The sequence below is a fragment of the Kitasatospora sp. MAP12-44 genome, assembly GCF_029892095.1.
In the GTDB taxonomy this organism is placed as follows: Bacteria; Actinomycetota; Actinomycetes; order Streptomycetales; family Streptomycetaceae; genus Kitasatospora.
The window spans coordinates 4,474,497-4,497,920 of sequence record NZ_JARZAE010000004.1 but is presented as its reverse complement, the minus strand read 5'-3'; the positions used below and the strand labels follow the sequence as shown (position 1 = coordinate 4,497,920).

Below are 23,424 nucleotides of genomic sequence, written 5' to 3'. Positions count from 1 at the left end.
GATACGGTCTGGTCTCAGCTGGCGGGCGTGTCGAGTTGTGCCGCACGCGACCGGTAGCGTATCCGCAAGCAGCGAGTGTGCCCTGGAGTGCCTGCCCCGGCGTGCTGTAGGACATACGTCACAGAACCACCGTGGCGAGCACAGCGTCACATCAGAGCGTGCGGGGACACCTACGTCACATCCTCACCATCCGGTGGGGGAGAGGGTCGGAACTATGGAAGAGCCTCGTCGCCTCGGCGGCAGGTACGAGCTCGGCGGCGTCCTCGGACGCGGCGGCATGGCCGAGGTCTACCTCGGCCATGACACCAGGCTCGGCCGCTCCGTCGCCGTGAAGACGCTCCGGGCCGACATGGCCCGGGATCCGTCCTTCCAGGCCCGCTTCCGCCGCGAGGCACAGTCCGCGGCCTCGCTGAACCACCCCGCCATCGTCGCCGTGTACGACACCGGCGAGGACTACATCGACGGCATCTCCATCCCGTACATCGTGATGGAGTACGTCGAGGGCTCCACGCTGCGCGAGCTGCTGCACTCCGGACGCCGGCTGCTGCCCGAGCGCGCGCTGGAGATGACCATCGGCATCCTGCAGGCGCTGGAGTACTCGCACCGCGCCGGCATCGTGCACCGCGACATCAAGCCCGCCAACGTGATGCTCACCCGCCAGGGCAACGTCAAGGTGATGGACTTCGGCATCGCGCGCGCCATGGGCGACGCCGGCATGACGATGACCCAGACCTCGGCCGTCATCGGCACCGCCCAGTACCTCTCGCCCGAGCAGGCCAAGGGCGAGACGGTCGACGCGAGGTCCGACATCTACTCCACCGGCTGCCTGCTGTACGAACTGCTGACCGTCCGGCCGCCGTTCGTCGGCGACTCGCCGGTCGCCGTCGCCTACCAGCACGTCCGCGAGGAAGCCCAGCCGCCGTCCGCCTACGACTCCGAGGTACGCCCCGAGGTCGACGCGATCGTGCTCAAGGCGCTCGCCAAGGACCGCGACTACCGCTACCAGAGCGCCGACGAGATGCGCGACGACATCGAGCGCTTCCTCGACGGACTCCCGGTCGCCGCCGCCCAGCAGGCCGCCGCGTACGGCATGGGCGGCTACGGCTACGACCAGAACGGCTACCCGCAGCAGCACGACCCGTACGGCCAGACCAACCTCCTTCCGCAGCAGGGCGGCGCGCCGACCACCATGCTGCCGCCGGTCGGCGGCCAGGCCCAGGGCTACGGCCAGGGCGGCTACCCGAACGAGGAGTACGACGGCTACGGCGGCGGCAACGACGGCTACGACGACGGCCAGGGCCGCGCCGGGCGCCGCCGCGACGAGCAGCCGAAGAAGAGCAACACCTCGTGGATCATCCTCGCCCTCGCGGCGATCCTGGTCCTGGTGGGCTCGTTCTTCGTCGCCACGGCGATGTTCAAGGGCCACAGCGGCGGCAGCGGCAGCGGAACCCAGGTCGGCGTGCCGACGCTGATCGGCAAGTCGCTCGCCGACGCGCAGAGCGCCGCGACGGCCGCGAGCTCCGGCCTGCAGGTCGCCCAGGGCGCCCCGATCTCCTGCCCCGACCAGCCCAGCGGCATGGTCTGCAAGCAGGACCCGGCCGCCGGGGTCAAGGTCGCCGGCAACTCGACGATCACCGTCCAGCTCTCCACCGGCCCGGCCCAGACGGCGGTGCCGGACGTGACCGGCAAGCCCAAGGACACCGCCAACCAGACCCTGACCACCGCCGGCTTCGTACTCGGCACGCCGGTGTACGCCAACGACCCCACCGTCCCGCAGGACTCGGTGATCTCCGAGAGCCCGGCGGCCGGCACCCAGGCCGCGGCGGGCGCCACGGTCACCCTGACCATCTCGCAGGGACCGGGCACGGTCACGGTCCCCTCGGTGGTCGGCCAGACCACCGATGTGGCGACCCAGGCCCTGCAGGGTGCCGGCTTCACGGTGGACTCCTCCAAGACCACCCCCTCCACCGACCCGACCAAGGTCGTCGGCACGGTCGCCTCGCAGAGCCCCGGCGCCAACGGCAAGGCCAAGCCCGGCGCCACCATCACCCTGACCATCTACACCGCCGCGGCGAAGGTCCAGGTCCCCGACGTCACCGGCAAGTCGGTGAAGGACGCCACCGCCGCGCTGCTCAGCGCCGGCCTCACCTTCACCTACAGCGGCCCCAGCGACAGCAACGCGGTCGTGGTGACGACCAGCCCCGGTCCGAACCAGCTGGTGAACCCCAACAGCAACATCGTGCTCACCACCGTGGCGGCCGGTGGGGGCTCCAAAGGGCCCATCGGCGGCACCTTCGGCGGGCCGCCCGTCGGCGGGACCGGGGGCAACTAGGCACCCCCGCTGAGCCTTGGCCAGAAGCCCGTGGGGGCCGCAGAGTTGCGGCCCCCACGGGCTTTTCGCCGCCTCAGCGCAGACGCAACTGCCCGGCGCGCGTCGGTGTGCGCGCATCGAGCGGGGGCGGCTCAGCCCGTGCGCAGCTCCGGCGGCGGGGTCCGCCGGGCGTCCACCGGGTCGACCCGGACCAGGCTGCCCCAGACCGCCATCCGGTAGCGCGAGGTGTACTCCGGCGTGCAGGTGGTCAGCGTGATGTAGTGCCCGGGTCCGCGGTAGCCGGAGCCCTCCGGGACGGGCGCGATGATGCCCGTGTCGTACTTGGACGTCTGCTCCAGCGTGGCGTCCACCCGGTAGACGTACCAGCGGTCCCGGGTCTCCACCACCACCGCCGCGCCCTTGCCGACGGCGTCCAGGTCGTGGAACTTGGCGCCGTGGCCGTCCCGGTGCGCGGCGAGCGCGAAGTTGCCGCTCGCGTCCCACGGCAGCGCCGAGCGGTAGGGCTCCTGGTAGACCCCCGCCACGCCCTCGTTGAGCACCTCCGGGCTGGTCCCCATCCGGATCAGCACCTGGAAGTCCTTGCCCATCGCCGGCACGTGCAGGAACCCCACGCCGTCCCCCGCCTGGTACTGCGGGACCGGCGCCCCCGTCGCCGCGGGCGCCGTCCAGGTCTGCCGCAGCCGGTCACCGGCCTGCCCGGAGCGCCCGTCGGCGACCAGGTCCGTCCACCAGAGCGAGTAGCCGACGAAGAGCGCCAGCACCAGCCCCGCGGTGATCATCAGCTCGCCGACGGCGCCGAGGGCGGCCGCCCCCCGACCGCGTCTGCGCCTGGCTGCTGTCCGCTGCTGCCTCACGTGGTCCCGCCTCGCGCTGTGGCTGCGGCCGCCCCGCGCCCGCCGGGACCCGGGCGGGCGCGCTCTCGCGAGGCCCTAAGAGGTCGTCAGCGCCGGAGGCTGGCCTTGGCTCCTCGGTCGTTCATCGACCATCTTGCTGAAGACGATAAGCCTTCCCCGTGCACTGAACTCGGGTGTACAGGTGGTCATCGTGAGATAGCGACCCGCCTGGGTGAACGGCGAGCCCTTGGGAATCGGCTGCAGCACCGTCACATTGGTCGGGGAGGTCTCCGGGATACCGCCCGCCACCTGGTAGGTGTAGTAGGACGTGGCGGTCTCCACCACGATCAGGTCCCCCGGCACGAGTTCACCGATACGGCGGAACGGCTGCCCATGGGTGGTCCGGTGGGCGGCGACGGCGAAGTTGCCGCTGGGGTCGGACGGCATCGCCGTACCCGTGTAGTGGCCCACCAGGCCGTGGTTGAGCACCTTCTCGGTGTCCGTCCCCTCGGCGATCGGGTACTTGAGGCCCAGCTTGGGCACGTAGAGGATCGCGAAGCCCTGGCCCGGGGCGAACACGCCCGGGTCCTTCGGGGCGGGCTGCCCGGGCGCCGGGGTGGCCGCCCCGCCCCACTGCTGCTCCAGCTGGTTGCGCGCGCTGTTGGCGGAGGCGTCCGCCTGCACATTGGTCCACCACAGCTGGTACGAGACGAAGAGCAGCATCACCAGGCCGAGCGTGATGCACAGTTCGCCGACCAGCCGGGCCGCGATGACCCCCTTGGACTCCTTGGGTCGGGGCACCGCCGAACGGCTCCCGGTGGCCCGCCTGCGGCCGTTGCCGGAGCGCACCGAGATCCGCCCCTGGGCCCGCCGCCGGTCCGCACGGCCGGCGGGCTCCGCGGGCTCGCCGGCCGGCTCCACGGATATCGTCCGCAGCTGCAGCGTCTGGTCCGCCAACCACGGGTATTCGGCGCCCTGCTGGTATCCCGGGCCGTCCAGCCGCTCGGGCTCGACCACCGGCAGCTGGGCCGTCTCGTACACGCCCCAGCCGTCCGGCTCCGGGGCGCCGTACGGCTGCCGCCCGTACTCCGTGTCGCGGCGCCCCTCCGGACGCACCGCTGTCACGATCTCAGCCCCGGCCGATCACCGGGGCGAGGCCGGCCGAGCGGCCGACCGCCTCCGGGTAGCCGCACTCGGCCAACCAGTTCGCCAGCATCCGGTGGCCTCCCTCGGTGAGTACCGACTCCGGGTGGAACTGCACGCCCTCGACCAGTAGTTCGCGGTGCCGCAGGCCCATGATGACACCACTGTCGGTGCTCGCGGTGACCACCAGCTCGGCCGGCACGGTGGCCGGCTCGACCGCCAGCGAGTGGTACCGGGTCGCCGTCATCGGCGAGGGCAACCCGGCGAAGACACCGCCGTCCTCGTGGCTGACCGCCGAGGTCTTGCCGTGCAGCAGCTCAGGCGCCCGCCCGACGACGGCGCCGTAGGCCACCGCGATCGACTGCAGACCCAGGCAGACGCCGAACAGCGGCAGCCCGGTCCGCGCGCAGTGGCGCACCATCTCGATGCAGACCCCGGCCTCCTCGGGCGCGCCGGGCCCGGGCGAGAGCAGCACCCCGTCGAAGCCGCGGTCGCCGTCGCGGTGCACCGCCTCCTCGACCGTCACCGCGTCGTTGCGGACCACCTCACAGGTCGCGCCGAGCTGGTACAGGTACTGGACCAGGTTGAAGACGAAGCTGTCGTAGTTGTCGACCACGAGGATCCGCGGGGCGGTGACAGGCGGGGTCATTCGCGCTAACTCCGGTGAGGTGCGGGGTACGGGGGATCAGATCGGCCGGGTGCAGCCGGCGGTCAGCCGGCACCGCCGTTGACTGTGACGTCATTGAAGGGGAGCAGCGGTTCCGCCCACGGGAAGACGTACTGGAACAGCAGATAGATCACACCGAGTACCAACAGCAGCGAGATGACGGCCCGAACCAGGGCGTTCCCCGGAAGATGGCGCCAGATCCAGCCGTACATGGTGCTCCCTAGGTGATGGGCGTGGGGACCAGAGTAGACCTCGTACCTGAGCGGGACTGCTGCTGCGGCCGATCTCCCGCGCCCCCGGCGCGCACCACGCCGGCGCGCGCCGCCTAGGGCTGCGCGGTGGCGACCTGCAGATCGGTGGAGCCGGTGTAGCCCGGCAGCACCAGGTCGGCGCCGTCCTGCAGCTTCCAGCCCAGCCCGTAAGCCGCCACGTACTGCAGGTAGTTGCGGATCGAAGGGTCGGCGTCCACCGCCGCCTTCAGGTCTGCCGTCCGGCCCACCGCCCGGATCACGTACGGCGGCGAGTACACCCGGCCCTGCAGCAGCAGCGTGTTGCCGACGCAGCGCACGGCGCTGGTGGCGATCAGCCGCTGGTCCATCACCTGGACGCCCGCCGCGCCGCCCCGCCACAGGGCGTTGACCACGGCCTGGATGTCCTGCTGATGGATCACCAGGTCGTTGACGCCCGGGTCGGGGACGCCGGGGATCCGCGCGGTGGCGTTCGGCGGCGCGTCGTTGAGGGTGACGGTCAGCCCGGGGCCGCGCAGCGCCGAGAGGCCCACCTGCTGCTGGAGCGCGGCGAGCCGGTCGGTGTCGGCCGGGCTGAGGCCCTGCTGCCCGGCCAACCGGTCCGCCCGCTGCTGGAGATCGGTCAGGGCCGACTGGTTCTGCCGGTTCTGGTCGCTGCGCTGCTGGATGACATCGCTCAGCTGCAGCAGCGAGTTGTCGGTGCGCAGGTCGATCCCGTTCGCCGCGTGCGCGCTGACGTAGAACAGCAGTCCAGCGAGGGCGAAGACGCCGCAGGTCAGGGCACGCCCGACAATTCGGACCAGCCGGCGGCGACCGGAGCGGGGGACGTGGTGAATCTCTCCGGGAATCGAGGAATTCTGCACCGTACCCTTATCTCCTTCTGACCCGGCGAGCCACTACGCTAACGGACGCCGGTGGCATGTGCGGAGTACCTGCGCCGTACGGACCCGGTCCAACCACACAGCCGCCTCGCCCCGCTGCACCCTGCGCGGTCTACAGCGCATCGACAGGAGAACCCCTCGTGCCGAAGTCTCGACTCCGCAAGAAGTCCGACTACACCCCGCCGGCCTCGGCGACCGCAGTCAAGATCAGCTCCGGTCGGAGCTGGGTGGCTCCGGCGATGCTCGTCCTGTTCCTGGTCGGGCTGATGTGGATCGTCACGTTCTACGTGACGGGCACCACCTACCCGGTGCATGCCTGGGGCAACTGGAACATCCTGGTCGGCTTCGGCTTCATCGCCGCGGGTTTCGGTCTCTCGACCCAGTGGAAGTGACGGCGGCCTGAGCCGCCGTCCGCACCGCCCCGCCGCTCGGCGGGGCGGTCTTTTCCATGCCCTGGCCTGCCCGAGCGCCTCGGTCAGCGGCCGGTGTGCTTATCCACACAGTTATCCACAGTGGGGAAAAGTACCTCCATCCTGTGGATAACTCGCCGGAGCCGGTGAATACCACACCCGGAGCCATGCTCCGCACACTCCCGCTGGGGTCATCGAACACACTGCAGGACGCGCGTAGACCCAGCGCGCCGCAGCGGACCGGGCGGCTGCTTGTGCGCAAGTCCCCCGGCGCTGTGGACAACTGAACTCCCCCGACCGGACCGGCCGCGGTCAACTCCGCAGCCGCGCCGTCTCCACCAGGACCATCCCCAGCACGACGGCCAGCATCAGCACCACGGTCCCGGCCTGCACCAGGTTCCGGTTCGCCCGCGGCGCGTGCATCATGCCGATCCCGGTCAACACACCGGCCACCAGGCCGCCGACATGCGCGCGCCAGTCGATGCCGGGCACCGAGAAGGTGATCACCAGGTTGAAGACGATCAGCGCGACCACCGGGCCCAGCGGCTGCCGGTAGACCCGGTAGAGCACCACGGTGGCGCCGAAGATGCCGAAGATCGCCCCGGAGGCGCCCAGCGAGCTCATCGCGTCGCCCGCCACCAGGTAGGCCAGCGCACTGCCGGCCAGCCCGCTGACCAGGTACAGCGCCAGATAGCGCAGCCGTCCCAGCACCCGCTCGACCGTGGGGCCCATCCACCACAGCGCCAGCATGTTGGAGGCGATGTGCCAGGGCTGGACGTGCAGGAAGGTCGCCGTCAGCAGCCGGTACCACTGGTCCGGACCGGCGGCCACGCCGTACAGGTGGCCGTTGATCTGCGGGCCGACGCTGTACAGCAGCAGGGTCTGCTGCAGGGGCTTGTCGACATAGGCCGCGAGCACGAATACCACCGCGTTGATCCCGATCAGGATCTTGGTGATCAGCGCGCCGTCATGAACCGGCCGACCGCCGAAGACGGTGGTCGCGGGGCGGGTCGGCGTGGCGGCGGGCCCGCTCACGCACTCCGGGCAGTGGAAGCCCACCGAGGCGTTCACCATGCACTGCGGGCAGATCGGACGACCGCAGCGCGAGCAGCCGATCCCGGTCTCCCGCTCGGGGTGCCGGTAGCAGCCCGGCAGCACGTGCGCCGGCTGCGCGGGCGCGACGGGCGCCGTCGGCTCGGCCGCGGCCGCCTCGGGCTGCGGTCGGGCGGGATCGGGCCGGCCTGGCTCGTCCTGGACCATCCGGGCACTCCTCCTCATGACGGAACCCGGTGCCGCCTCCACCGCGCGGAGTACCACCGGGACCGCCAAGGCTACTGCCGGCTGTCAACGCCCGGCAGTGATCCGCGGCCGGTCAGGTGCGGGAGATCTGGACGGACTCGATCACGACCTCGTCGACCGGTCGGTCGCCCTGGTGGGTCGGGAGGCCGGCGATCTGCTCCACGACCTTCCGGCTGGCCTCGTCGGCGACCTCACCGAAGATGGTGTGCTTGTTGGTCAGCCAGGCGGTCGGGGCCACCGTGACGAAGAACTGCGAGCCGTTGGTGCCCGGGCCCGAGTTGGCCATCGCCAGCAGGTACGGCTTGGTGAAGGCCAGGTCCGGGTGGAACTCGTCGGCGAACTTGTACCCGGGGCCGCCGGTGCCGTCGCCCAGCGGGTCGCCGCCCTGGATCATGAAACCGCTGATCACCCGGTGGAAGACCGTGCCGTCGTAGAGCCGCGCGGTGGACTTCTGGCGGGTGTTCGGGTCGGTCCACTCGCGGGCGCCCTCGGCCAGCTCGACGAAGTTGCGCACCGTCTTCGGCGCGTGGTTCGGGAAGAGCTCGATCACGATGTCGCCGTGGTTCGTGCTGAGGGTCGCAAGAAGTTTCCCGGCCACGGGGTGCACCTTCCATCGCTGCGTCACTGACCCCGGGATCATCCCACGCGCGCCCCGGCCGGCGGGTGCGCCGGCGCCCGCAGACGGCCCAGCCTGCCATGCGAGGGGACAAATGGGGATGCATGATCTCCAATCAGGTGGATATGTGCCTTAGAGACGCCACCCCAGGATGGAGGATCTCGTGACCCGCTTGGACACAGCCCGCGAGAACGCAGGCAAGACCCTGGACACCTTGGCGCCGTACGCCGCCAACGCCAAGGACACCGCCACGCACTACGCGGACGAGGCCCGCCAGCGGCTCGGTCCGGCGCTGGACGCGCTCGGCCCCAGAATCGAGGCCGCCACCGGCCAGGCCAAGGCCGGCAGCCTGCAGGCCGCCCAGTCGGCCCGGATCGGCTATGTGAAGCACGTGGCCCCCCGCGTCGAGCACGCCTTCGCCGCCCTGCCGCCCAAGGCCCAGGAGAGCACCCTGCGAGCCGTCCACCGGGCCCAGGAGGCCGCGCTGGCCGCCAAGCACTCGGCGGACCGGGCCGGCGCCCACGCCCGGACGAGCACGCTGCCCAGGATCGGCGGCGCCTTCGACGAGGCCCGCGCGGCCGCCGTCCCGCTCGTCCAGGAGGTACAGCTGCGCTCCAACGCCGCGATCACCGCCCTGCACGGCAATGTCAGCGCGCAGGAGATCAACAAGCTGGCCGCGAAGAACGCCAAGAAGGCCCACCGCAACAACCTCGCCACCGGGCTGGCCATCGCCGGGACGCTCGCGGTCGGCAGCGGCGTGCTGATGTGGCAGTGGTGGCGCAAGCAGAGCGAGCCGCAGTGGCTGATCGAACCGCCCCAGGTCCAGGGCCCGCCGAACGCCGTCCACCCGGCGAGCCCCACCGGGGCCTCCGCCACCGGCGCGAGCGGCGCCGCCGACAGCCCGGGCGCCACCTCCGCGCTCAACGGCTCGACGCCCGAGGAGCAGTCCCCCGGCAGCGGCCCGCGCCCGGCGGCCGACCCGCACAGCGACGGCCACACCCACGGCGCACACGGCCACACCCACGAGGAGCACCCCAAGCCGCACGACCCGCGCAAGCCGCACTGACCGACCGGCGATCCTCCGCAGCAACGCCAGAGGCCGACCCGGTGATCCGGATCGGCCTCTGGCGTTGATGCGCTGTGGAGCTTAGGAGACTCGAACTCCTGACATCTGCCTTGCAAAGGCAGCGCTCTACCAACTGAGCTAAAGCCCCGCGACGGAGCGGCGTGGCGCCGTCAGGCAACAGCGTACCGGGTCCTGCGGAGAATCTTCAGCAGGTATTCCCGGCAGCGGCGGGTGACCGGTGCGAATGCCCACGCGGGCAGCCGCGACCGGCCGGACCGGGAGGCCCTACGGGCCTCCCGCCATCCAGGCTCGAACCTCAGCGGCCGGCCGGGATCGGGTCGGTGGCCTCGGTCCACAGGTCCTGCTCGGCACGGTCGGCCTGGACCTGACGGTAGACAAAGAAGCCGCCGAGGGCGACCAGGGCGACCAGGAGGAGCTTCTTCACCGCGGGACCTCGTCCTTCTAGCAAATGGCGGGCTCAACAGAAGGGTCCCCGGCCGTCACGACCAGGACTGCGAGTCCTCGGATGTACAAGTACGAACCGGCGGTCGAATGGACGAACCGCCATGCGGCCGATGATACACACCTGTGTCCTGTTCGAGACCGGCCAGCAGTGCCCCAACCGGCTGACCCTGACACCGGATTGACGCCCCGACTCCTCCCGCCCCCAGCACCCGGCCCGCCGAGTGGCCCGGATCACACCCCGGCGCCTCGGCCGCAGATGCGCCGCAGACGACAACAGAACGGCCCCCTCCCGAAATTCGGGAGGGGGCCGTTCTCGCAGGTGGGCCTAACAGGACTTGAACCTGTGGCCTCTTCCTTATCAGGGACGGTCGTTTCGGCAGGTCAGCGCGTCTGCATTAGACCGCAGGTCACGGGTTTCTACGCCAATAGACCCCCGTGCACCCCCCTTGACCCCCACACGGCACCGACCTGTTTTTGGAGCAGTTTTGGATGAGTCCATGGCTCACGCCACCGCGCGCAGCCTGGGCTTATCCACCGGATCGCCCCTCAGCGCCGCAAGCACCTGGCCCGCGACGTCGGCCGCCGCGTGGGTGTAGAGCCACGTAACCTCGCCGCCGCGCTCGTGGCCGAGCACCTCCTGCACGATGACCTCTGGCACGCCGCAGCCGTGCAATCTGGAGGCGAACGCGTGCCGCTGGTCGTGGAAGTCTGGCCAGTAGTCCGTCCGCGTTCCTCCGTCCGGAAGCTTCCGCACCGTCTTCCGCATCACCCCGGCCTGTTCGATTGCAGTTATCCACAGGCGGCGGAACGCGGATCGACGAAGGGGTGCCCGGTAAGCCGCGCCGGTTCCTCGCTGCCGGCGGTTGCGCCCGTGAAACACCAGCTCCTCCGGGTGCAGCCCATCATCCGGCTCGGTCTGGGCCAGTGAGGGCTGCTCGGCCGCGAGGTGCGCGCGAAGCACCCGAACCGCGAGCGGAGTAAGGGGAACGGTCCGCAAGCTCGCGTTCTCCTTCGGATACGCCTTCCGACTCAGCTTGCCGTTCACCTCACTGAGCACTTCCCGAACCTGGATGCGTGTACCCGGAAGGTCTACCCAGCAGGCCCGCAAGCCGGCCAGCTCGCCCCAACGGAGCCCAGTCTCCTGGGCAACGATCTGGAGAGTGAAGTGATAGTCCGGAAGCTTCCGCCGAACCGCCCGCAGCTGAACGTACGTCGGGGGCCGGCGGTCCTCCGGGTGCTGCTTCTTGATCTTCGGCAGCTTGATGCTGTCGGCGGGATTGAAGGGCAGCCGGCGGTCGCGAAGCGCCGCAGCCAACATCCGGTCGAGGACCTGGAAGACTTTGGTCACAGATGAAGGCGCGAGCGGCCCGTCTAGGTTGTTGACCCAGGCCTGGACGTCCGACCAGGCGATGTCGCAGATCCGCCAGCCACCGAAGTGGGGCTCGATGTGGTTCCGCCACAGCCGGTCGTCGCGGTCGAGGGTGGCCTCTTCCCCGGTCTGGAGCCCCCGCCACGTGATCCTCCAGGTGGTCAGGGTGATCTCGGCGCGGGTCGGGTCGATCCACTTCCGCTGGCGGATCTCCTCGCGGGTGCGCTCCAGGAAGGCGATGCCTTCGTCCTCGGTCTCAAAGGTCTCGGACAGTCCCCGGCCGTCGGGGGCGGTGTAGCGGGCCTGCCAGTTACCGATGCAGTCCTTCCGGGCCCTGACCTTCGTGCCGAACTTCTCCCGGCAGCGCTTGCACCCGCACTTCATGCTGGGCATCTGGCGGGGGTTGTTGGTGGACTTACGCCCCACGGAGCACCTGCCGGCGGTCGTCGCGACACCCGGCCTGCTGCGCGAGGAGCTCGGGCGGCAGGGTGATCGGGTCCCCGCAGAAGCAGAGTGCACCAACCGCGGCGGAAGGCGCGTCGAGGTCGGACAGGATGGCGCTGATTTCGGCCATGACGTACTCGGGGTTGGCGCCCCGGCGGACGCGGATCGAGACGTCCACTGCGTCGTAGGACACCAGTTCGGCAGCGAGATCGACTGGCACTAGACGGATGCACATGGGAACCCCCGGCAATCGGCACGATAGAGCAACTCGTGTCGCAGCAGCTGGAGGAGGAGAACTGCGGCGCGCTCCCGAACGGTACCCCGTTCGAGTGACACCTCACACTGGGTTAGGTAGAAAAACGAACGATCGCGTTCCGGATGCCGATAGATCGACTTTTGGCATGTCCCGCTACGACGCGCGGGCGACCTTCGCGAGCATCTCAGCCTGCTCCACCAACATCCGCTGAGAGGCTGTCGGAAGCGCACGATAGAGCCGCAGCAGCTTGCGCTCGCGCTCCTCGTCAAGGGGGCCAGGAACACGCCTGCCTGCGGCTTCGAAGATCTCGGCCACCGTGACACCGGGCAGCACGTTGGCGATCAGCCGGAGGCGGTCGGGGTCGATCCGGCCCTCACCACCGCGGGTGCGCTTCACCCAGGCGTTGATGGTGGGCAGGGGGATGCTGGTCTCCTTCGCCAGCCAGGACTGGTTGCGGCCGACCTCGGCGAGGGCGCGCACTAGCAGCGCGGACAGGTCCTCAGGCGCCGCTGCGTCTCTCGCTTCTGCATCCATGTGTAGAAGGATCGCCCGGCACTGCGTGCCTGTGCAAGCTGGTCTACCGCTTGTGACTGACAACTGTGCATCTCTTAACGCACCGCTAAGGAGTAGAAGGACCCCCGTAGACCCCCGATCACCCACGTCCGACCCCATTGACGAAGCTCTACATCTACATGTAGAAAGGAGACATCAAGCCGACGGGCCCACCAGGGAACGTCAGAACCAGCCACGCGAGGACACCATGCGACGACGGAACAACGGAGCCGAGCTCCGGAAGGCCATGAAGGAGGCCGGCCTCAAGATCCCCAGCCTGACCGAAGCCACCCGACGGGCAGACCCGACCGGCGCCGGCATCTCACAGGCGATGGTCGGCTTCGTGGTCGGCCAGGGGAAGACCGCCCGCGAGGAGTGCAGCGAGCACGTCGCCAAGCTGATCTCCACCGCACTCGGCAAGCCGCTCACCGACCTCTTCATCGTCGAACTTTCCGTGGTCGTCAACTCTACATCTACACCGAGAGACGAGATGCAGACCACGACACCCGACGCCGGGCCCGAGCCCCTGATGACCCCCAAGGAGCTCCTCCGCTACCTGCGGAAGAGCGAGAACTGGTTGGACATCGAGATCAACGAGGGCCGCATCGAGCCCATCTACGTCGGCCGGGACCGCCGGTTCGACCGACAGCAGGTCCTCGCAGAGCTCAAGGCCGCGCGGACCACCGCAGCTGCCTGATCTGCCCAAAAACGTGGGCGGGCCGTCCCCGGCTTGGACCCCAGAGGACGACCCAGGGCCCACCACACCCAACGATCACAGAAGGAGGCAGGCCGCATGTCGCAGCCTACCGAACTGCAGCTCCAGGCCGCGGCGATGATCGCCGTCGCTAAGCTGCTCAGCCACCTCTCCAAGGCCGGCGTCGCGCAGGACATCACCCCGTCATGGAACTACGACGGGGGCCTCGCCACCGGCGTGTTCCCCGCGCACGACCGCGCGCTGATCACCCTCGACACCTGGTGTCGCCGACTGCACCGCGATCACAGGGTGGGTCACCGCGACGTGGCCACTGCGGCCGGCGCGCAGCGCGTCTGGACGATCGCCACCACGGTCGACGACGTCTCGGTGCACATCAGCGCGACCGTCCCGCTCCGCACGCCGGCCAACACGGCCCGAGAGCTGGTGCACTCGTGAGCACCAGCCCCACCAGCGTCCTGCCCGCGATCGCCGCCCTGCACGTGCTCCTTGCGCAGCACCCCGACCTCGCCGAGTCGCCGATCCGCTGGACATTCGACCCGACGGAGCTCTTCGCCCTGCTCCCCAACGAGCTCGACAGTCTGCCCCTGCTGCGCCGCGTCGCTGCCGCTATCGGCGTTGACGTCGAGGGGGGCAGCCCGTGGACCGCGTCGGATGGCGTGACGAGGACGTGGTTCAGGGCGGAGGGCACCGCGCACGGTATGCGGGTCCAAGCGTTTATCCAGATCTCGGCCGATGAGTTGCCTGGCGGTGCGCAGTGAGCACGCTCACGACCCAGGAGCTTCTCGCCGAGGTCGGGCGGCTGGGCGCCGAACTGACCGCGGCACTCGGGCAGGTTCAGACATCGGCCCGGGTCGCCGCCACCGCTCAGCAGCGCAACGCCGCGCTCCTGGGCGAGCGCCGACTGGTCGCCCGCACCGTCGAGGCCTACGAGCTCATCCTCGGGATCGGCGGCGAGGGGCTCGTCGCCTGGCGAGCCGAGGTCGGCGTGCTGCCGCTGGGCACCTACCTGGCCCGCGCCGAGGCACAGTCGCACTGCGTCGGCCACTACCGGGACATGGTCGGCGACGAACAGCTGTCCTGGGTCGAGGAGGAGCCCGACGACGCCGGCACCGTGCACCTGCACGTCGCCCTCGCGGCAGACAGCGGCAAGTACGCGGAGAGCGGCTACCGCGTCGTCCCCGTCCCGCTGCTGGCCTCCTACGACTCGGACGGTGACTCGTGACCACGCTCGGAGGCGCCATCTCCGTCGCGGTCCTCGCCGCTCCGGTCGCTGCCGCAGTAGCCATCGCGCACTGGCCCAGCGCGGAGCAGCGCGCCCACCGCCGACGGATCCACGCAGCCAGGCAGGCCCGACAGCAGCGCCTCGCACACCTGCCCGCCCAACACTCCCCGGAGGCCTGATCCATGGACGGGACGGCCCACCGCCTCGCGACGGTCCGACGCACGGTCGTCGACCACATCGCCACCTGCCTGCACTCGCTGCAGCCGCAGACGGTGACCGCTGGACTCGCCCTCGCCGCCGCCCTGGACGCCGCAGGCGTCTCGGTCGACGACGACGTCGACGCCCGGCTGCGAGGCCCGTTGGCCGCTCCCGTCCCACCGGGGCGCCGCTGACCCGCTCGACCGCATCAACCCGGCCCGCCGCCCCGGCGGTCGGCCGGGACCGAGATAGCCCGACCACACCTGACCACCAGCACCACCAGGAGCTCGCCGTGCCGGTCTACCTGTTCCCACCCATCACGACCAGCCCATGCCGGATCGACGCCGAGCCGCTCACCGAGGGCCCGCGCTTCGTACGCACGGACCGGATGAGCCGCTGGCACCGCGTCCGCTCCGGCATCCGGTACGGCGACAGCCACACCGTCTACAACCTGTGGTGCGCCGGCTCCGTCCACGGCGACAGCTTCCTCGCCCGCGAGCAGCTGCCGGACGGCGAGCGCGTCTGCGGGCCCTGCGACGGCCGGGCCGTCGGCTCCGGCCAGGAGCCCGCCGGACCGGCCGGCCGCGCGCTCCTGTTCACCCCGCAGGCCCTCGCGCCGCCGCGCTACTGCCCCGGCTCGCGCAACCAGCGCCTCACCGCCGCCATCCCGCCCGGCACCGTCGGCCAGTGCCTGGCCTGCGGCGACCTCCACCCGATCCGCGCCATGGGCGGCCCCTACAACGGCCGTGCCGCGATCACCCAGCACGCACCCGGCCGCGGTCTGGTCGCGCCGTGCCCGTTCCACCGCTGGCGGTACCTCACGCCGGTGGGTGACGCGATCGAGTGCAGCTGCGGCCGCCCCCTCAACACCCCACCTGGAGAGACCAAGTGACCGCCCCACTTCGCATCGTCCGCATCGATGAGCCGCGCCCGGCCCTGGAGCTGATCCGCCCAGATGGCCGCGGCTGGTTCCTCGCCCCGCTGCCCCCGCGCGGCTGCCTGCGCCGCCTTGTCGACGCGCTGCGGCCGCCGTTCTGACGCTGCCTCGCCCCCGTACGGCCCGTGGCGGGCCTGCCGAGCATCGGCCCGCCACGGGCGACCACACCACCGCACCGGAGAGCACCCCTTGAGCAACCAGAGGCCCGAGAGCGTCGAGTCCGTGCGCAGCGTGTGGACCCGCACGTTGCGCAACGAGGTGCTGCGCGTCGGCAAGCGGCTGGCGCGGGTGGGGGCAGTTGGAGTCTGGCTGGCCACGTTCGCCAACGCTGACGGCTCCAGGTGCTTTCCCGGCCGGGACAAGCTCGCCGGCCTCACCGGCTTCTCCGAGCCAGCTGTCTCCCGGTGCCTCCAGGTGCTGGAGGCGGTCGGCATGATCAGCGGCAAACGGCGCCCGAACAACAACACCGAGTATCAGCTGGTCATCCCGGTGGGTGGTCCCGACTGGGGCTCGGTCCTGCACATCGTGGAGGAGACCCGCCAGAAGCGGGCGCGGGCCGTCCAGAAGCTCCGAGAGATTGAGGAGCGTGAGCGGATGGTGTCCGGAGACACCGTCCGGACAGTGTCCCCGGCGGGGGTTCCGGACAGTGTCCCCGGCGGGGGTTCCGGAGAGTGTCCGGGGACACCATCCGAGAGCCTGGACAGTGTCCGCGGACACCCCTGGACAGTGTCCGGGGACACCGTCCGGACAGTGTCCCCGGCGGGGGGTACACAGTCACCTACCTCCGGTAGGTACCCCCTCACCCACACAGAGACGGCTGAGCCCTCACCTCAGCCACAGGTCCGCGCGGGCGCGCGAGGTGAAAACGATCAATCTCCGCCACCCGAACCGCCGCACCGGCCAGCCGGCCTGACCGTGCCGTGCCCGGCCGAGAACTGCGGCGCCCAGCCAGGACTCCCGTGCACGCGCCTCCGAGGCCAGCACCGACCCATCGCCCACCCAAGCCGAATCGACCTCGAAGCCGCGAGCTGGAGAGCCGCATGAGCCCCGATGCCGCCCTCGCCGCCCTCGCGAGTGCCCTGGAGCCATGGACCGCCGATGACGCCCGACCGGCTGCCCAGGCCGCCCTCGCTGCCCTCCACCGCGACGGCTGGCACATCACTCCCGACCCCGACGCCGACACACACGCCCGAGAGGACTACCCGCGATGACCATGCCCGACCAGACCCCCGCTCAGATCGCCTACGCCGCCTACGGAGCCACCACCAGCGGCCTCAACCACCGCGGTGAGCCCATGCCCGCCTGGGACGATCTCCCGGTCCGAATTCGGCTCGCCTGGGCCGCCGCAGCCGGAGCCGTCACCGAGGTCGCCAGTGCGCTGGCCGCCGTACCGTCCAACGGGCGCGAGGCTGCGAGCCCTCCGGCCGAGTCGGACGAGCTCCTCGACCACCTGGTGGACCGCGCCGCGCGCGGGGTCCTCGGCCCGGACGAGGGGCCCGCGCTCCGCATCGCGGTCACCGGACTCCGAGCCGAGCTGGAGCAGCTGCGCCGCACCGCTGGTGGCCGGCAGGCCCGCGAGCTCCGCCTCCGGCAACAGCTCGCCGAAGCCGCAGCCCGCATCGCCGCTGTCCAGGCGCTCTGCGCCGACGCGGCCAACCCCTGCAAGTGGCACGCCCACCTCTGCCCGTCGGACGTACGCGCCGCTTTGGAACGGCAACGCTGCTGACGGCCCGTCGCTCACCACCTGAACTCGCCCAACCCGCTCAGGAGACCGGACATGCTCGACTTCGCCGCCGCCACCGCCCTCCGTGCCCAGCTCACCGAGCTGCCCGAGCTGCTCGTGTACACGCACCTCGCGCTGCTGCCCGCCAGCGTGCCTCGCGGCGGCCGTGTCTCCGGCGCCACCCGGGAGGCCCCGCTTCCGCTCCGCACTGACGTGCTCGACCTGGTGGTCGACACGGAGCAGCTGCTAGGCAGCTGGGCGGCCGCCATCCGCTCGGAGCAGCGGCGTGCGAACGACTGGGGCGGCTGGCTGACCAACCGCCGGCCCGGCGAGGCGGTGGTGAGCGTCCACCTGCGTTACCTCCTCGCCGAGCACGAGTTCGCTGTCACCCGAGACCTCGCGGGCCCTTACGCCGCCGAGATCGACCAGCTGCACCGCACACTCGGCCGCGCCACCTGCGCTGCTCCGCGCCGACCGGTCCGGATCCCGTGCCCGCGGTGCCGGCTGCTCACGATGGCCGAGCGGCCGGACGGGATGCGCGAGTGCGCCAACCCATCCTGCGTCGCCGTGCTCCGGCCGAGCGAGTACAGCGACCGTGCCGAGCGTCTGCTGACCGAGCTGCACGCCGCCTGACCATCTCTGTGCAGCGCGTTCAACGCGGTCGTTGAACGCGCTGCACCGCCCCGAGAGGAACCTGATTTGTACCGCCCTGGCGACGTCCTGGACGTCACCCTCCACGGTCTGCCCGGCCTCGCCGGTTGGGCCCTCCAGGCCCAGGCCCTCGTCCTGAACGTCAGCACGTTCACCGAGACCACCATGCGGCTGCTCGTCCAAGACCCGCGGCGCAACGGCCCCACGATGTTCGCCCGCGGCCGCCTGAACACCGAGCTGCAGGACCCCGACAGCCCGTTCATCGAGCACCCGGCCACCGACGGCCCGGTGCCTGAGCGCATCCTCCTCGGGCGCGTCACCGGTTACTACCAGCACCCGCGCGGCGAGGCTGGGATGAACGCGCTGAACGAGCAGGCATGCAGCGCGCTCAGAGCCCACTGGGCCCTGCAGCTTCGTGGCCCGCTGGACATTGACGATCTGCCGACTCTCGACCTGACTATCGCAGCTGTGCGCCAGTGCCGCACCGACCTCGCCGACGCCGAGAGCGCCCGCAACACGGTCATGCAGCGGCTGCGCGCCGGCGGAGTCGAGCCGCGTGACATGGTCCGGCCCGAGCTCTCGGCGTCGCGGATCTCGCAGATCACGAAGCCCCGGCCGGCCGACGCTTGCGCATGATCGCCGGCTGTGCAACGCTACTACCAGCAGAACAACTGCGTCCGCTTCACGAAGGGCCCGACCATCGGTCGGGCCCTTCGGCGTTTCCGGCGAGGAGGCCACACGGTGGATGCGCTCCTGACCGGCCCGGAGGCGGCCGCGCTCTGCGGCGTCGACCCGGCCACCATCCGCAGCTGGAAACGCCGCGGTCTCCTGGAGCCAGCCGGCCTGGACGACCGAGGGCGGCCGCTCTACCGGCAGCTCGCCGTCGCCCAGACCGAGGCCCGCACCCGCGAGCGCGCCGGCCGCAGCCTGCCGGAGTGCTGAGTGCGCATCACCGTGACACGCGGCGCGAACACCGCGACGGCCGAGATCGACGGCGCCAGCCCGAAGCTTCTGCGCCAAGTCGAGGAGACGCTGCGACGGTTGCTCGCCGATCCGGTCGAGCCGACCGTCAAGGCGCCGCTCGGATTCGCCGGCGGATCCGTGAAGCCACCAGGTTCACCGGACCTCGTCCCGGACCTGGCCGCCGACCGGCGAGAACCGAAGTCGCCGGACCCCGGCGCCTGACACGGCGCCACCACCAGGGACTGGAGGCCGTGATGCCCAAACGCTTCTGCCTGGACTGCAAGGTGCTGTTCGACGCGCGCACCGGTCGCAGCCGCTGCCCGACCTGCCAGGCCGCGTTGGAGGCCAGGATGAATGCCCGGCCCAAGGCCAACACCACCCGGCGCGGCCTGGGTTGGGCGCACCAGCAACGGCGGCGCGCCGAGGTGTCGGCGGACATGCGGTGCTGGATCTGCGGCCAGCCTGGCAGCGAGGGCGACCCGATCACCGCCGACCATGAGGTGCCGCGCGCCCAGGGCGGCGGCGACAGTCCCCTGCGGCCGGCGCACCGGTCGTGCAACAGCAGGCGCGGCGCCCAGCAGCGAGCGGCGCAACCATGACCACCGACTTCACTGCCTGCCTGGGCTCACCGCACTGTGAGATCAAGGACAGTCACCTACACCATGTGCGCGACGCCAGACCAGTGTTCGCCACAGGGTGGCTGGTCGACCTGATCGGCCACCCCGAGCAGGCCACCTGGATACTGCCCCCGCGCCGCAGTGCGGGCAAGAGACGGCGCTGACGCGATCAGCGGGCTGATCAGGTTTTTTACATGATCATCTTCCTGACCCCTCGCCCTTGGCCCCATTTTTGCGTGGTACCAAAGCGCATGTTTTTTTCGGGGGCCCGGCTTGGGGGGTGGTCGCTCTGCCCAGGACGAAGAAGCCGCCTGGTGCGGCGGTGGACCGGCGCAACGGGCGCCGCACCGAGCTGACGGCCCTCCAGGGGGCCCAGTTGGAGCTGCCGCAGGCGCCGCCGGGTGTCGAGTGGTGCGATGACGCGGTGACCGCGTGGGAGCGGTACTGGGACGACCAGGTCGCCACCGCGCTGACGCCGGCGGACGAAGTGCTGGTGCTGCGCTGGTTGGAGGCCCTCAACCGGTACCTGATCCTCTCCCGGCAGGCCGACCAGGCGCCGCTCGGGGTCGGCAGCCAGGGCCAGGACGTGCTGAACCCCCTGTACAAGGCCGCCGAGATGGCGCTGGGGACGGTCCAGGCGTGCGAGCGGCAGATCGGCATCGGGCCGGCGCACCGCGCCAGCCTGGGAATCGCCCTGCTGACGGAGAAACGGACCCTGGCGGGCATGAACGCCCAGTACGTGGCACGGGAGGTGAGCCGTGGCGCGGAAGAAGACCCTCGGCTCACCCAGCTCGGCGGCTGACTCCTGCGTCGACTGCGGCTGGACGCCCGGGGCGGGCGAACTGTGGCCGTCCTTCGGGGGCCTGGCGGTGTGCTGGATCGAGGAGAACCTGATCCTCGCGGAGGGCGATTCCTTCGGGAAGCCGTTCCGGTTGCGCCAGGACCAGAAGGTGTTCATCTGGCGCTGGTACGAGTACTGCCCGGCCTGCGACATCTGGCGCTACGACGAGGCACTGCGAGGAGCTGCGCGCGGTGACGGTAAGACCGCGCTGATCGCCGCCCTTGGTGTCCTGGAGTTCGGCGGGCCGCCGCAGTTGGCGCCGGTCAGCCCGAACGTGGTCGTGGCCGCGGCGTCGTGGGAGCAGGCGAACCTGCTGTATGCGGCGGCGGCCACGATGATGGGCGGGCGCGACCAGACCGTGGACATCGCGCCGCTGTGCGGGTTCTTCGAGGTGTACGACGCCGAGACGAAGTTCGCCGACGGCCGGCCGGGCCGGCTGTTCCGCACGGCGACGGTCGGGGCGACCAACCAGGGCGGCCAGCCCACGCTGTTCCTCGCGGACGAGATCCACGAGTTCGGCGACACCGGCGACCGTCGCGCGGTGTTCCACGACGTGGTGACCAAATCCACCTCGAAACGCACCCTGACGTACCGAATTCCCCTGGAAACCGGCGAAGTTCGGGAGGTTCGGCGCGGTCCGGGTCGGGTGATCAGCCTCTCCACCGCCGGCGACGACGTCGACCACTCCTACCTCGGCAAGAAGTACAAGCGCGGCCTGCGCGAGCAGCACCAGCAGACGCCGACGAAGTTCCTCTTCAACTGGCGCTCGGCCCGGGCGGGCCTGGACTACACGAAGCCCGAGGACCGCGCCACAGCCTGCCGGGACGCCTCCGGAGCGGCGGACGTGATCTGGTCGGTCGACAAGCGCGTCCGCGAGTGGGACAAGGACGAGGTTCGCGCCTCGGACTGGCGGCGCTACTTCGGCAACGAGTGGGTCGACGTCGTCGACGAGTCCTGGCTGGCGGACCACCCCGGAGCGTGGGATGCCTGCCAGGGCGACTGGCCCACGGACCCGGGCGATCCGGTCATCCTGGCCGTCGACATGGCCCTCAAGCACGACTCAGTGGCCGTCGTCGAGGTGACCACCCTCAAGGACGGGCGCCGCGCGGCGACGGCGAAGGTCTGGTACCCGGGCGACGGGAACATCGACCACTTGGAGGTGTTCGAGTGGATCCGCACCCGCGCCGAGCAGTTGGGCAGCGCCTGGCAGGGCCTGGTCTACGACCCGAGGTTCTTCCAACTCCCGGCGATGCAGCTGGAGGACGAGGGCTGGCTGGTCATCGAGATGCCGCAGAGCCCGGAGCGGATGGCGCCGGCGGTCGGCCTGACCTACGACGCGATCCTCGCCGGAACGCTCGTCCACGACGGTGAGCCCGACTTCGCCGCCCAGGTCAAGGCAGCGGTCAAGCGCAACGGTGAGCGCGGCTTCACCCTCTCCAAAGGCAAGAGCAGACGCCACATCGACGCCGCGGTCGCGCTGTGCATGGGCATGTGGACCTCCGCCGAGCTGGACGGCCGCAGCGACTCGAAGGCATCGGAGGCGATCTGGTGAACCATCACCTCACCCGCGTGCTCGGGGTCTTCGCGACGGCGGCTGGCCACGCGGTCCGCCTGGGGCGGACCGGCGGGCGGTACGTGCCCGGCTGGTCGGGGGCCGCGCTGGTCAGCTGGGGCGCCGAGATGGCCTGGCGCCCGGCCGGCCTGATCGTCGCTGGCGCGTTCCTGCTCGCCGCTGACGCCCTGATCCCCGGTAACCGGCAGCGGGGGGAGGGCTGATGGCCCTCTGGTTCCGCAGGCCCCCGTCAGCGGGCTCGCGCGAGCGCCGGGCGCTGACGTTCATCGCCCCGCCGATCGGCGCGCACCTGCAGGCCGCCGAGGACTACGCGGCCGGCTCCGTCGAAGGGGCGATGCGCCACGCCACGGTGTGGAAGTGCGTGCGCCTGGTCTCCGACGTCATCAGCTGCATGACGCCGATGGTCTACCGCGGCCAGCCCGGCATCCCCGGCGCCATCCGCCTGCCGGCGCCCGAGGTGCTCACCCAGCCGATGGCCTCGGCGGACATCAACGACTTCACGTACATGGGCATGGCGTCACTGCTGCTGCGCGGCAACATGTACGGCGAGATCCTCGACCGGCAGTACGGCCTGCCCACGCAGGTCGAGCTCCAGCACCCGGACCGGGTGAAGGTGTCGGTCAACAACGACGGCACGTTGGAGTGGAAGTTCGGCAACCGGAAGATGCAGCCCGATCAGGTGTGGCACCGGATGGCCTACCGGCTGCCGGGCATGCACACCGGCCTGTCCCCGATCAGCCACGCCATGGCCACCGCCCGGCAGAGCTTCGCCGCTCAGAGGTTCGCCACCGACTGGTTTGACGCCGGCGGCCACCCGGGCGGGGTGATCACCAACCCCAACACGAAGAAGCTGGTCGACCAGGACGAGGCCAACACCATCAAGACCCGCTTCCTGGCGGCCGCGCGCGGCCGGGAGCCGGTGGTCATGGGCGGCGGCTGGAACTACCAGGAGATCAAAATCAGCCCGGAGGAGAGCCAGTTCCTGGCGACCCAGAAGTGGACCGGCGCCCAGTTGTGCGGCTTCTTCGGTGTCCCGCCGGAGCTGGTCGGCGAGGCGTCCGAGGGCTCCGCGATCACCTACGCCAACGTTGAGTCCCGCTCCCTGGACTTCCTCAAGTACGGGGCCGCTGGCTGGATCGGCCGCTGGGAGCGCTGGTACGGCGCGCTCACCCCGCGCGGCCAGTACGTACGCCTCGACAAGAGCGCGCTCCTCCAGGGCGACACCCTGACCCGCTACCAGAGCATCCACATGATGGTCGCCGCTCGGATCATCACCCAGGACGAGGCCCGCGCCATGCTCCTGGAGCTCCCGCCGCTCACCCCCGAGCAGCGCGAGGAGATCGACGCCCTCGTCCTGCCGACCCCGCCGCCCGTCGGCTCCCCCAAGATCGGCTCCTAGGAGG

At 70.8% G+C, this 23,424-nt stretch carries 34 protein-coding genes and 1 tRNA gene; 23 read left to right on the top strand and 12 right to left on the bottom strand.

The window, feature by feature from the left end:
• Positions 1 to 214: 214 nt before the first annotated feature.
• On the top strand, positions 215 to 2,332 hold the full coding sequence (pknB, locus tag P3T34_RS20995; protein WP_280667572.1) for a Stk1 family PASTA domain-containing Ser/Thr kinase: 2,118 nt from the start codon (positions 215 to 217) through the stop codon (positions 2,330 to 2,332).
• 131 nt (positions 2,333 to 2,463) lie between these two features.
• On the opposite strand, the gene P3T34_RS20990 is transcribed toward pknB, so the two are convergent.
• From P3T34_RS20990 to P3T34_RS20970, 5 genes are all read right to left on the bottom strand, one after another.
• Positions 2,464 to 3,186 (bottom strand): class E sortase, encoded by a 723-nt coding sequence (locus P3T34_RS20990; protein ID WP_280667571.1) that lies wholly within the window; start codon positions 3,184 to 3,186, stop codon positions 2,464 to 2,466.
• 75 nt (positions 3,187 to 3,261) lie between these two features.
• On the bottom strand, positions 3,262 to 4,290 hold the full coding sequence (locus P3T34_RS20985; RefSeq protein ID WP_280667570.1) for a class E sortase: 1,029 nt from the start codon (positions 4,288 to 4,290) through the stop codon (positions 3,262 to 3,264).
• A gap of 4 nt (positions 4,291 to 4,294) precedes the next feature.
• The gene (locus P3T34_RS20980) at positions 4,295 to 4,957 is read right to left on the bottom strand and encodes an aminodeoxychorismate/anthranilate synthase component II (protein ID WP_280667569.1); all 663 of its coding nucleotides are present in this window, start codon (positions 4,955 to 4,957) and stop codon (positions 4,295 to 4,297) included.
• A 62-nt stretch (positions 4,958 to 5,019) separates the two neighbouring features.
• Positions 5,020 to 5,187: a hypothetical protein gene (locus P3T34_RS20975; protein WP_280667568.1), complete on the bottom strand. Its 168-nt coding sequence runs from the start codon at positions 5,185 to 5,187 to the stop codon at positions 5,020 to 5,022.
• A 113-nt stretch (positions 5,188 to 5,300) separates the two neighbouring features.
• Positions 5,301 to 6,026, bottom strand: coding sequence for a DUF881 domain-containing protein (locus tag P3T34_RS20970; RefSeq protein ID WP_280672263.1), 726 nt, complete (start codon positions 6,024 to 6,026; stop codon positions 5,301 to 5,303).
• 218 nt (positions 6,027 to 6,244) lie between these two features.
• Here P3T34_RS20970 and crgA point away from each other — a divergent pair, with 218 nt between their 5' ends.
• A complete protein-coding gene (crgA, locus tag P3T34_RS20965) occupies positions 6,245 to 6,496 on the top strand; it encodes a cell division protein CrgA (protein WP_280667567.1) in 252 nt (83 codons plus the stop codon).
• A 330-nt stretch (positions 6,497 to 6,826) separates the two neighbouring features.
• Here the strand turns inward: crgA and P3T34_RS20960 are convergent, their stop codons facing one another.
• Both P3T34_RS20960 and P3T34_RS20955 read right to left on the bottom strand, forming a co-directional pair.
• Entirely contained in the window at positions 6,827 to 7,774 is a 948-nt protein-coding gene (locus tag P3T34_RS20960; RefSeq protein WP_280667566.1) for a rhomboid family intramembrane serine protease, read from the bottom strand.
• 112 nt (positions 7,775 to 7,886) lie between these two features.
• Complete coding sequence (locus tag P3T34_RS20955; RefSeq protein WP_280667565.1) at positions 7,887 to 8,411, bottom strand: peptidylprolyl isomerase; 525 nt, start codon at positions 8,409 to 8,411, stop codon at positions 7,887 to 7,889.
• A 181-nt stretch (positions 8,412 to 8,592) separates the two neighbouring features.
• Between P3T34_RS20955 and P3T34_RS20950 the strand changes: the two genes are divergently transcribed.
• Entirely contained in the window at positions 8,593 to 9,495 is a 903-nt protein-coding gene (locus tag P3T34_RS20950; RefSeq protein ID WP_280667564.1) for a DUF5324 family protein, read from the top strand.
• Between the two features lie 75 nt (positions 9,496 to 9,570).
• Here the strand turns inward: P3T34_RS20950 and P3T34_RS20945 are convergent.
• The 5 genes from P3T34_RS20945 to P3T34_RS20925 all read right to left on the bottom strand — a co-directional run bounded on the left by P3T34_RS20945 (position 9,571) and on the right by P3T34_RS20925 (position 12,563).
• Positions 9,571 to 9,643: transfer RNA gene (locus P3T34_RS20945), tRNA-Ala, on the bottom strand.
• A gap of 168 nt (positions 9,644 to 9,811) precedes the next feature.
• Positions 9,812 to 9,940 carry a DLW-39 family protein gene (locus P3T34_RS20940; RefSeq protein ID WP_211786189.1) on the bottom strand — a complete coding sequence of 43 codons (129 nt, stop codon included), beginning with the start codon at positions 9,938 to 9,940 and terminating at the stop codon, positions 9,812 to 9,814.
• Positions 9,941 to 10,462: 522 nt separating this feature from the next.
• Positions 10,463 to 11,722, bottom strand: coding sequence for a site-specific integrase (locus P3T34_RS20935; protein ID WP_280667563.1), 1,260 nt, complete (start codon positions 11,720 to 11,722; stop codon positions 10,463 to 10,465).
• A gap of 22 nt (positions 11,723 to 11,744) precedes the next feature.
• Entirely contained in the window at positions 11,745 to 11,993 is a 249-nt protein-coding gene (locus P3T34_RS20930; RefSeq protein WP_280667562.1) for a hypothetical protein, read from the bottom strand.
• A gap of 189 nt (positions 11,994 to 12,182) precedes the next feature.
• Entirely contained in the window at positions 12,183 to 12,563 is a 381-nt protein-coding gene (locus tag P3T34_RS20925; protein WP_280667561.1) for a transcriptional regulator, read from the bottom strand.
• A 226-nt stretch (positions 12,564 to 12,789) separates the two neighbouring features.
• Between P3T34_RS20925 and P3T34_RS20920 the strand changes: the two genes are divergently transcribed.
• The 20 genes from P3T34_RS20920 (at position 12,790) to P3T34_RS20825 (ending at position 23,420) form a co-directional block, all read left to right on the top strand.
• Positions 12,790 to 13,278, top strand: a complete 489-nt coding sequence (locus P3T34_RS20920) for a helix-turn-helix domain-containing protein (protein WP_280667560.1) — start codon at positions 12,790 to 12,792, stop codon at positions 13,276 to 13,278.
• 96 nt (positions 13,279 to 13,374) lie between these two features.
• Positions 13,375 to 13,731, top strand: coding sequence for a hypothetical protein (locus P3T34_RS20915; RefSeq protein WP_280667559.1), 357 nt, complete (start codon positions 13,375 to 13,377; stop codon positions 13,729 to 13,731).
• Entirely contained in the window at positions 13,728 to 14,054 is a 327-nt protein-coding gene (locus tag P3T34_RS20910; protein WP_280667558.1) for a hypothetical protein, read from the top strand. The genes P3T34_RS20915 and P3T34_RS20910 overlap by 4 nt, the downstream gene beginning before the upstream one ends.
• Positions 14,051 to 14,518, top strand: a complete 468-nt coding sequence (locus tag P3T34_RS20905) for a hypothetical protein (RefSeq protein ID WP_280667557.1) — start codon at positions 14,051 to 14,053, stop codon at positions 14,516 to 14,518. The genes P3T34_RS20910 and P3T34_RS20905 overlap by 4 nt, the downstream gene beginning before the upstream one ends.
• Positions 14,515 to 14,697: a hypothetical protein gene (locus P3T34_RS20900; RefSeq protein ID WP_280667556.1), complete on the top strand. Its 183-nt coding sequence runs from the start codon at positions 14,515 to 14,517 to the stop codon at positions 14,695 to 14,697. The genes P3T34_RS20905 and P3T34_RS20900 overlap by 4 nt, the downstream gene beginning before the upstream one ends.
• A 3-nt stretch (positions 14,698 to 14,700) precedes the next feature.
• Positions 14,701 to 14,910: a hypothetical protein gene (locus P3T34_RS20895; protein WP_280667555.1), complete on the top strand. Its 210-nt coding sequence runs from the start codon at positions 14,701 to 14,703 to the stop codon at positions 14,908 to 14,910.
• 98 nt (positions 14,911 to 15,008) lie between these two features.
• Complete coding sequence (locus tag P3T34_RS20890) at positions 15,009 to 15,608, top strand: hypothetical protein (RefSeq protein ID WP_280667554.1); 600 nt, start codon at positions 15,009 to 15,011, stop codon at positions 15,606 to 15,608.
• A complete protein-coding gene (locus P3T34_RS20885) occupies positions 15,605 to 15,754 on the top strand; it encodes a hypothetical protein (protein WP_280667553.1) in 150 nt (49 codons plus the stop codon). Before P3T34_RS20890 ends, P3T34_RS20885 begins: the two co-directional genes overlap by 4 nt.
• Before the next feature lie 939 nt (positions 15,755 to 16,693).
• A complete protein-coding gene (locus P3T34_RS20880) occupies positions 16,694 to 16,864 on the top strand; it encodes a hypothetical protein (protein WP_280667552.1) in 171 nt (56 codons plus the stop codon).
• Complete coding sequence (locus P3T34_RS20875) at positions 16,861 to 17,379, top strand: hypothetical protein (protein WP_280667551.1); 519 nt, start codon at positions 16,861 to 16,863, stop codon at positions 17,377 to 17,379. The genes P3T34_RS20880 and P3T34_RS20875 overlap by 4 nt, the downstream gene beginning before the upstream one ends.
• A gap of 51 nt (positions 17,380 to 17,430) precedes the next feature.
• On the top strand, positions 17,431 to 18,009 hold the full coding sequence (locus P3T34_RS20870) for a hypothetical protein (protein ID WP_280667550.1): 579 nt from the start codon (positions 17,431 to 17,433) through the stop codon (positions 18,007 to 18,009).
• 66 nt (positions 18,010 to 18,075) lie between these two features.
• Positions 18,076 to 18,663, top strand: a complete 588-nt coding sequence (locus P3T34_RS20865; protein WP_280667549.1) for a hypothetical protein — start codon at positions 18,076 to 18,078, stop codon at positions 18,661 to 18,663.
• A gap of 105 nt (positions 18,664 to 18,768) precedes the next feature.
• A complete protein-coding gene (locus tag P3T34_RS20860; RefSeq protein ID WP_280667548.1) occupies positions 18,769 to 18,969 on the top strand; it encodes a MerR family DNA-binding transcriptional regulator in 201 nt (66 codons plus the stop codon).
• Positions 18,970 to 19,212: a hypothetical protein gene (locus tag P3T34_RS20855; RefSeq protein ID WP_280667547.1), complete on the top strand. Its 243-nt coding sequence runs from the start codon at positions 18,970 to 18,972 to the stop codon at positions 19,210 to 19,212.
• Positions 19,213 to 19,244: 32 nt separating this feature from the next.
• Positions 19,245 to 19,589, top strand: a complete 345-nt coding sequence (locus P3T34_RS20850) for an HNH endonuclease (RefSeq protein WP_280667546.1) — start codon at positions 19,245 to 19,247, stop codon at positions 19,587 to 19,589.
• On the top strand, positions 19,586 to 19,771 hold the full coding sequence (locus P3T34_RS20845; protein ID WP_280667545.1) for a hypothetical protein: 186 nt from the start codon (positions 19,586 to 19,588) through the stop codon (positions 19,769 to 19,771). Before P3T34_RS20850 ends, P3T34_RS20845 begins: the two co-directional genes overlap by 4 nt.
• A gap of 116 nt (positions 19,772 to 19,887) precedes the next feature.
• The gene (locus tag P3T34_RS20840) at positions 19,888 to 20,409 is read left to right on the top strand and encodes a P27 family phage terminase small subunit (protein WP_280667544.1); all 522 of its coding nucleotides are present in this window, start codon (positions 19,888 to 19,890) and stop codon (positions 20,407 to 20,409) included.
• Positions 20,366 to 22,000, top strand: coding sequence for a terminase TerL endonuclease subunit (locus tag P3T34_RS20835; protein WP_280667543.1), 1,635 nt, complete (start codon positions 20,366 to 20,368; stop codon positions 21,998 to 22,000). The genes P3T34_RS20840 and P3T34_RS20835 overlap by 44 nt, the downstream gene beginning before the upstream one ends.
• The gene (locus tag P3T34_RS20830) at positions 21,997 to 22,224 is read left to right on the top strand and encodes a hypothetical protein (RefSeq protein ID WP_280667542.1); all 228 of its coding nucleotides are present in this window, start codon (positions 21,997 to 21,999) and stop codon (positions 22,222 to 22,224) included. The genes P3T34_RS20835 and P3T34_RS20830 overlap by 4 nt, the downstream gene beginning before the upstream one ends.
• Positions 22,224 to 23,420, top strand: coding sequence for a phage portal protein (locus P3T34_RS20825; RefSeq protein ID WP_280667541.1), 1,197 nt, complete (start codon positions 22,224 to 22,226; stop codon positions 23,418 to 23,420). The genes P3T34_RS20830 and P3T34_RS20825 overlap by 1 nt, the downstream gene beginning before the upstream one ends.
• The last annotated feature ends 4 nt before the right edge of the window (positions 23,421 to 23,424 follow it).

Bases quoted from the DNA above. Each gene is read 5' to 3' on its own strand.
- pknB (WP_280667572.1), top strand. From the start codon at position 215: ATGGAAGAGCCTCGTCGCCTCGGCGGCAGGTACGAGCTCGGCGGCGTC.
- P3T34_RS20895 (WP_280667555.1), top strand. From the start codon at position 14,701: ATGGACGGGACGGCCCACCGCCTCGCGACGGTCCGACGCACGGTCGTC.
- P3T34_RS20870 (WP_280667550.1), top strand. From the start codon at position 17,431: ATGCTCGACTTCGCCGCCGCCACCGCCCTCCGTGCCCAGCTCACCGAG.
- P3T34_RS20850 (WP_280667546.1), top strand. From the start codon at position 19,245: ATGCCCAAACGCTTCTGCCTGGACTGCAAGGTGCTGTTCGACGCGCGC.
- P3T34_RS20935 (WP_280667563.1), bottom strand. From the start codon at position 11,722: ATGCCCAGCATGAAGTGCGGGTGCAAGCGCTGCCGGGAGAAGTTCGGC.
- P3T34_RS20920 (WP_280667560.1), top strand. From the start codon at position 12,790: ATGCGACGACGGAACAACGGAGCCGAGCTCCGGAAGGCCATGAAGGAG.
- P3T34_RS20925 (WP_280667561.1), bottom strand. From the start codon at position 12,563: ATGGATGCAGAAGCGAGAGACGCAGCGGCGCCTGAGGACCTGTCCGCG.
- P3T34_RS20915 (WP_280667559.1), top strand. From the start codon at position 13,375: ATGTCGCAGCCTACCGAACTGCAGCTCCAGGCCGCGGCGATGATCGCC.
- P3T34_RS20845 (WP_280667545.1), top strand. From the start codon at position 19,586: ATGACCACCGACTTCACTGCCTGCCTGGGCTCACCGCACTGTGAGATC.
- P3T34_RS20825 (WP_280667541.1), top strand. From the start codon at position 22,224: ATGGCCCTCTGGTTCCGCAGGCCCCCGTCAGCGGGCTCGCGCGAGCGC.
- P3T34_RS20875 (WP_280667551.1), top strand. From the start codon at position 16,861: ATGACCATGCCCGACCAGACCCCCGCTCAGATCGCCTACGCCGCCTAC.
- P3T34_RS20980 (WP_280667569.1), bottom strand. From the start codon at position 4,957: ATGACCCCGCCTGTCACCGCCCCGCGGATCCTCGTGGTCGACAACTAC.
- P3T34_RS20960 (WP_280667566.1), bottom strand. From the start codon at position 7,774: ATGGTCCAGGACGAGCCAGGCCGGCCCGATCCCGCCCGACCGCAGCCC.
- P3T34_RS20975 (WP_280667568.1), bottom strand. From the start codon at position 5,187: ATGTACGGCTGGATCTGGCGCCATCTTCCGGGGAACGCCCTGGTTCGG.
- P3T34_RS20880 (WP_280667552.1), top strand. From the start codon at position 16,694: ATGAGCCCCGATGCCGCCCTCGCCGCCCTCGCGAGTGCCCTGGAGCCA.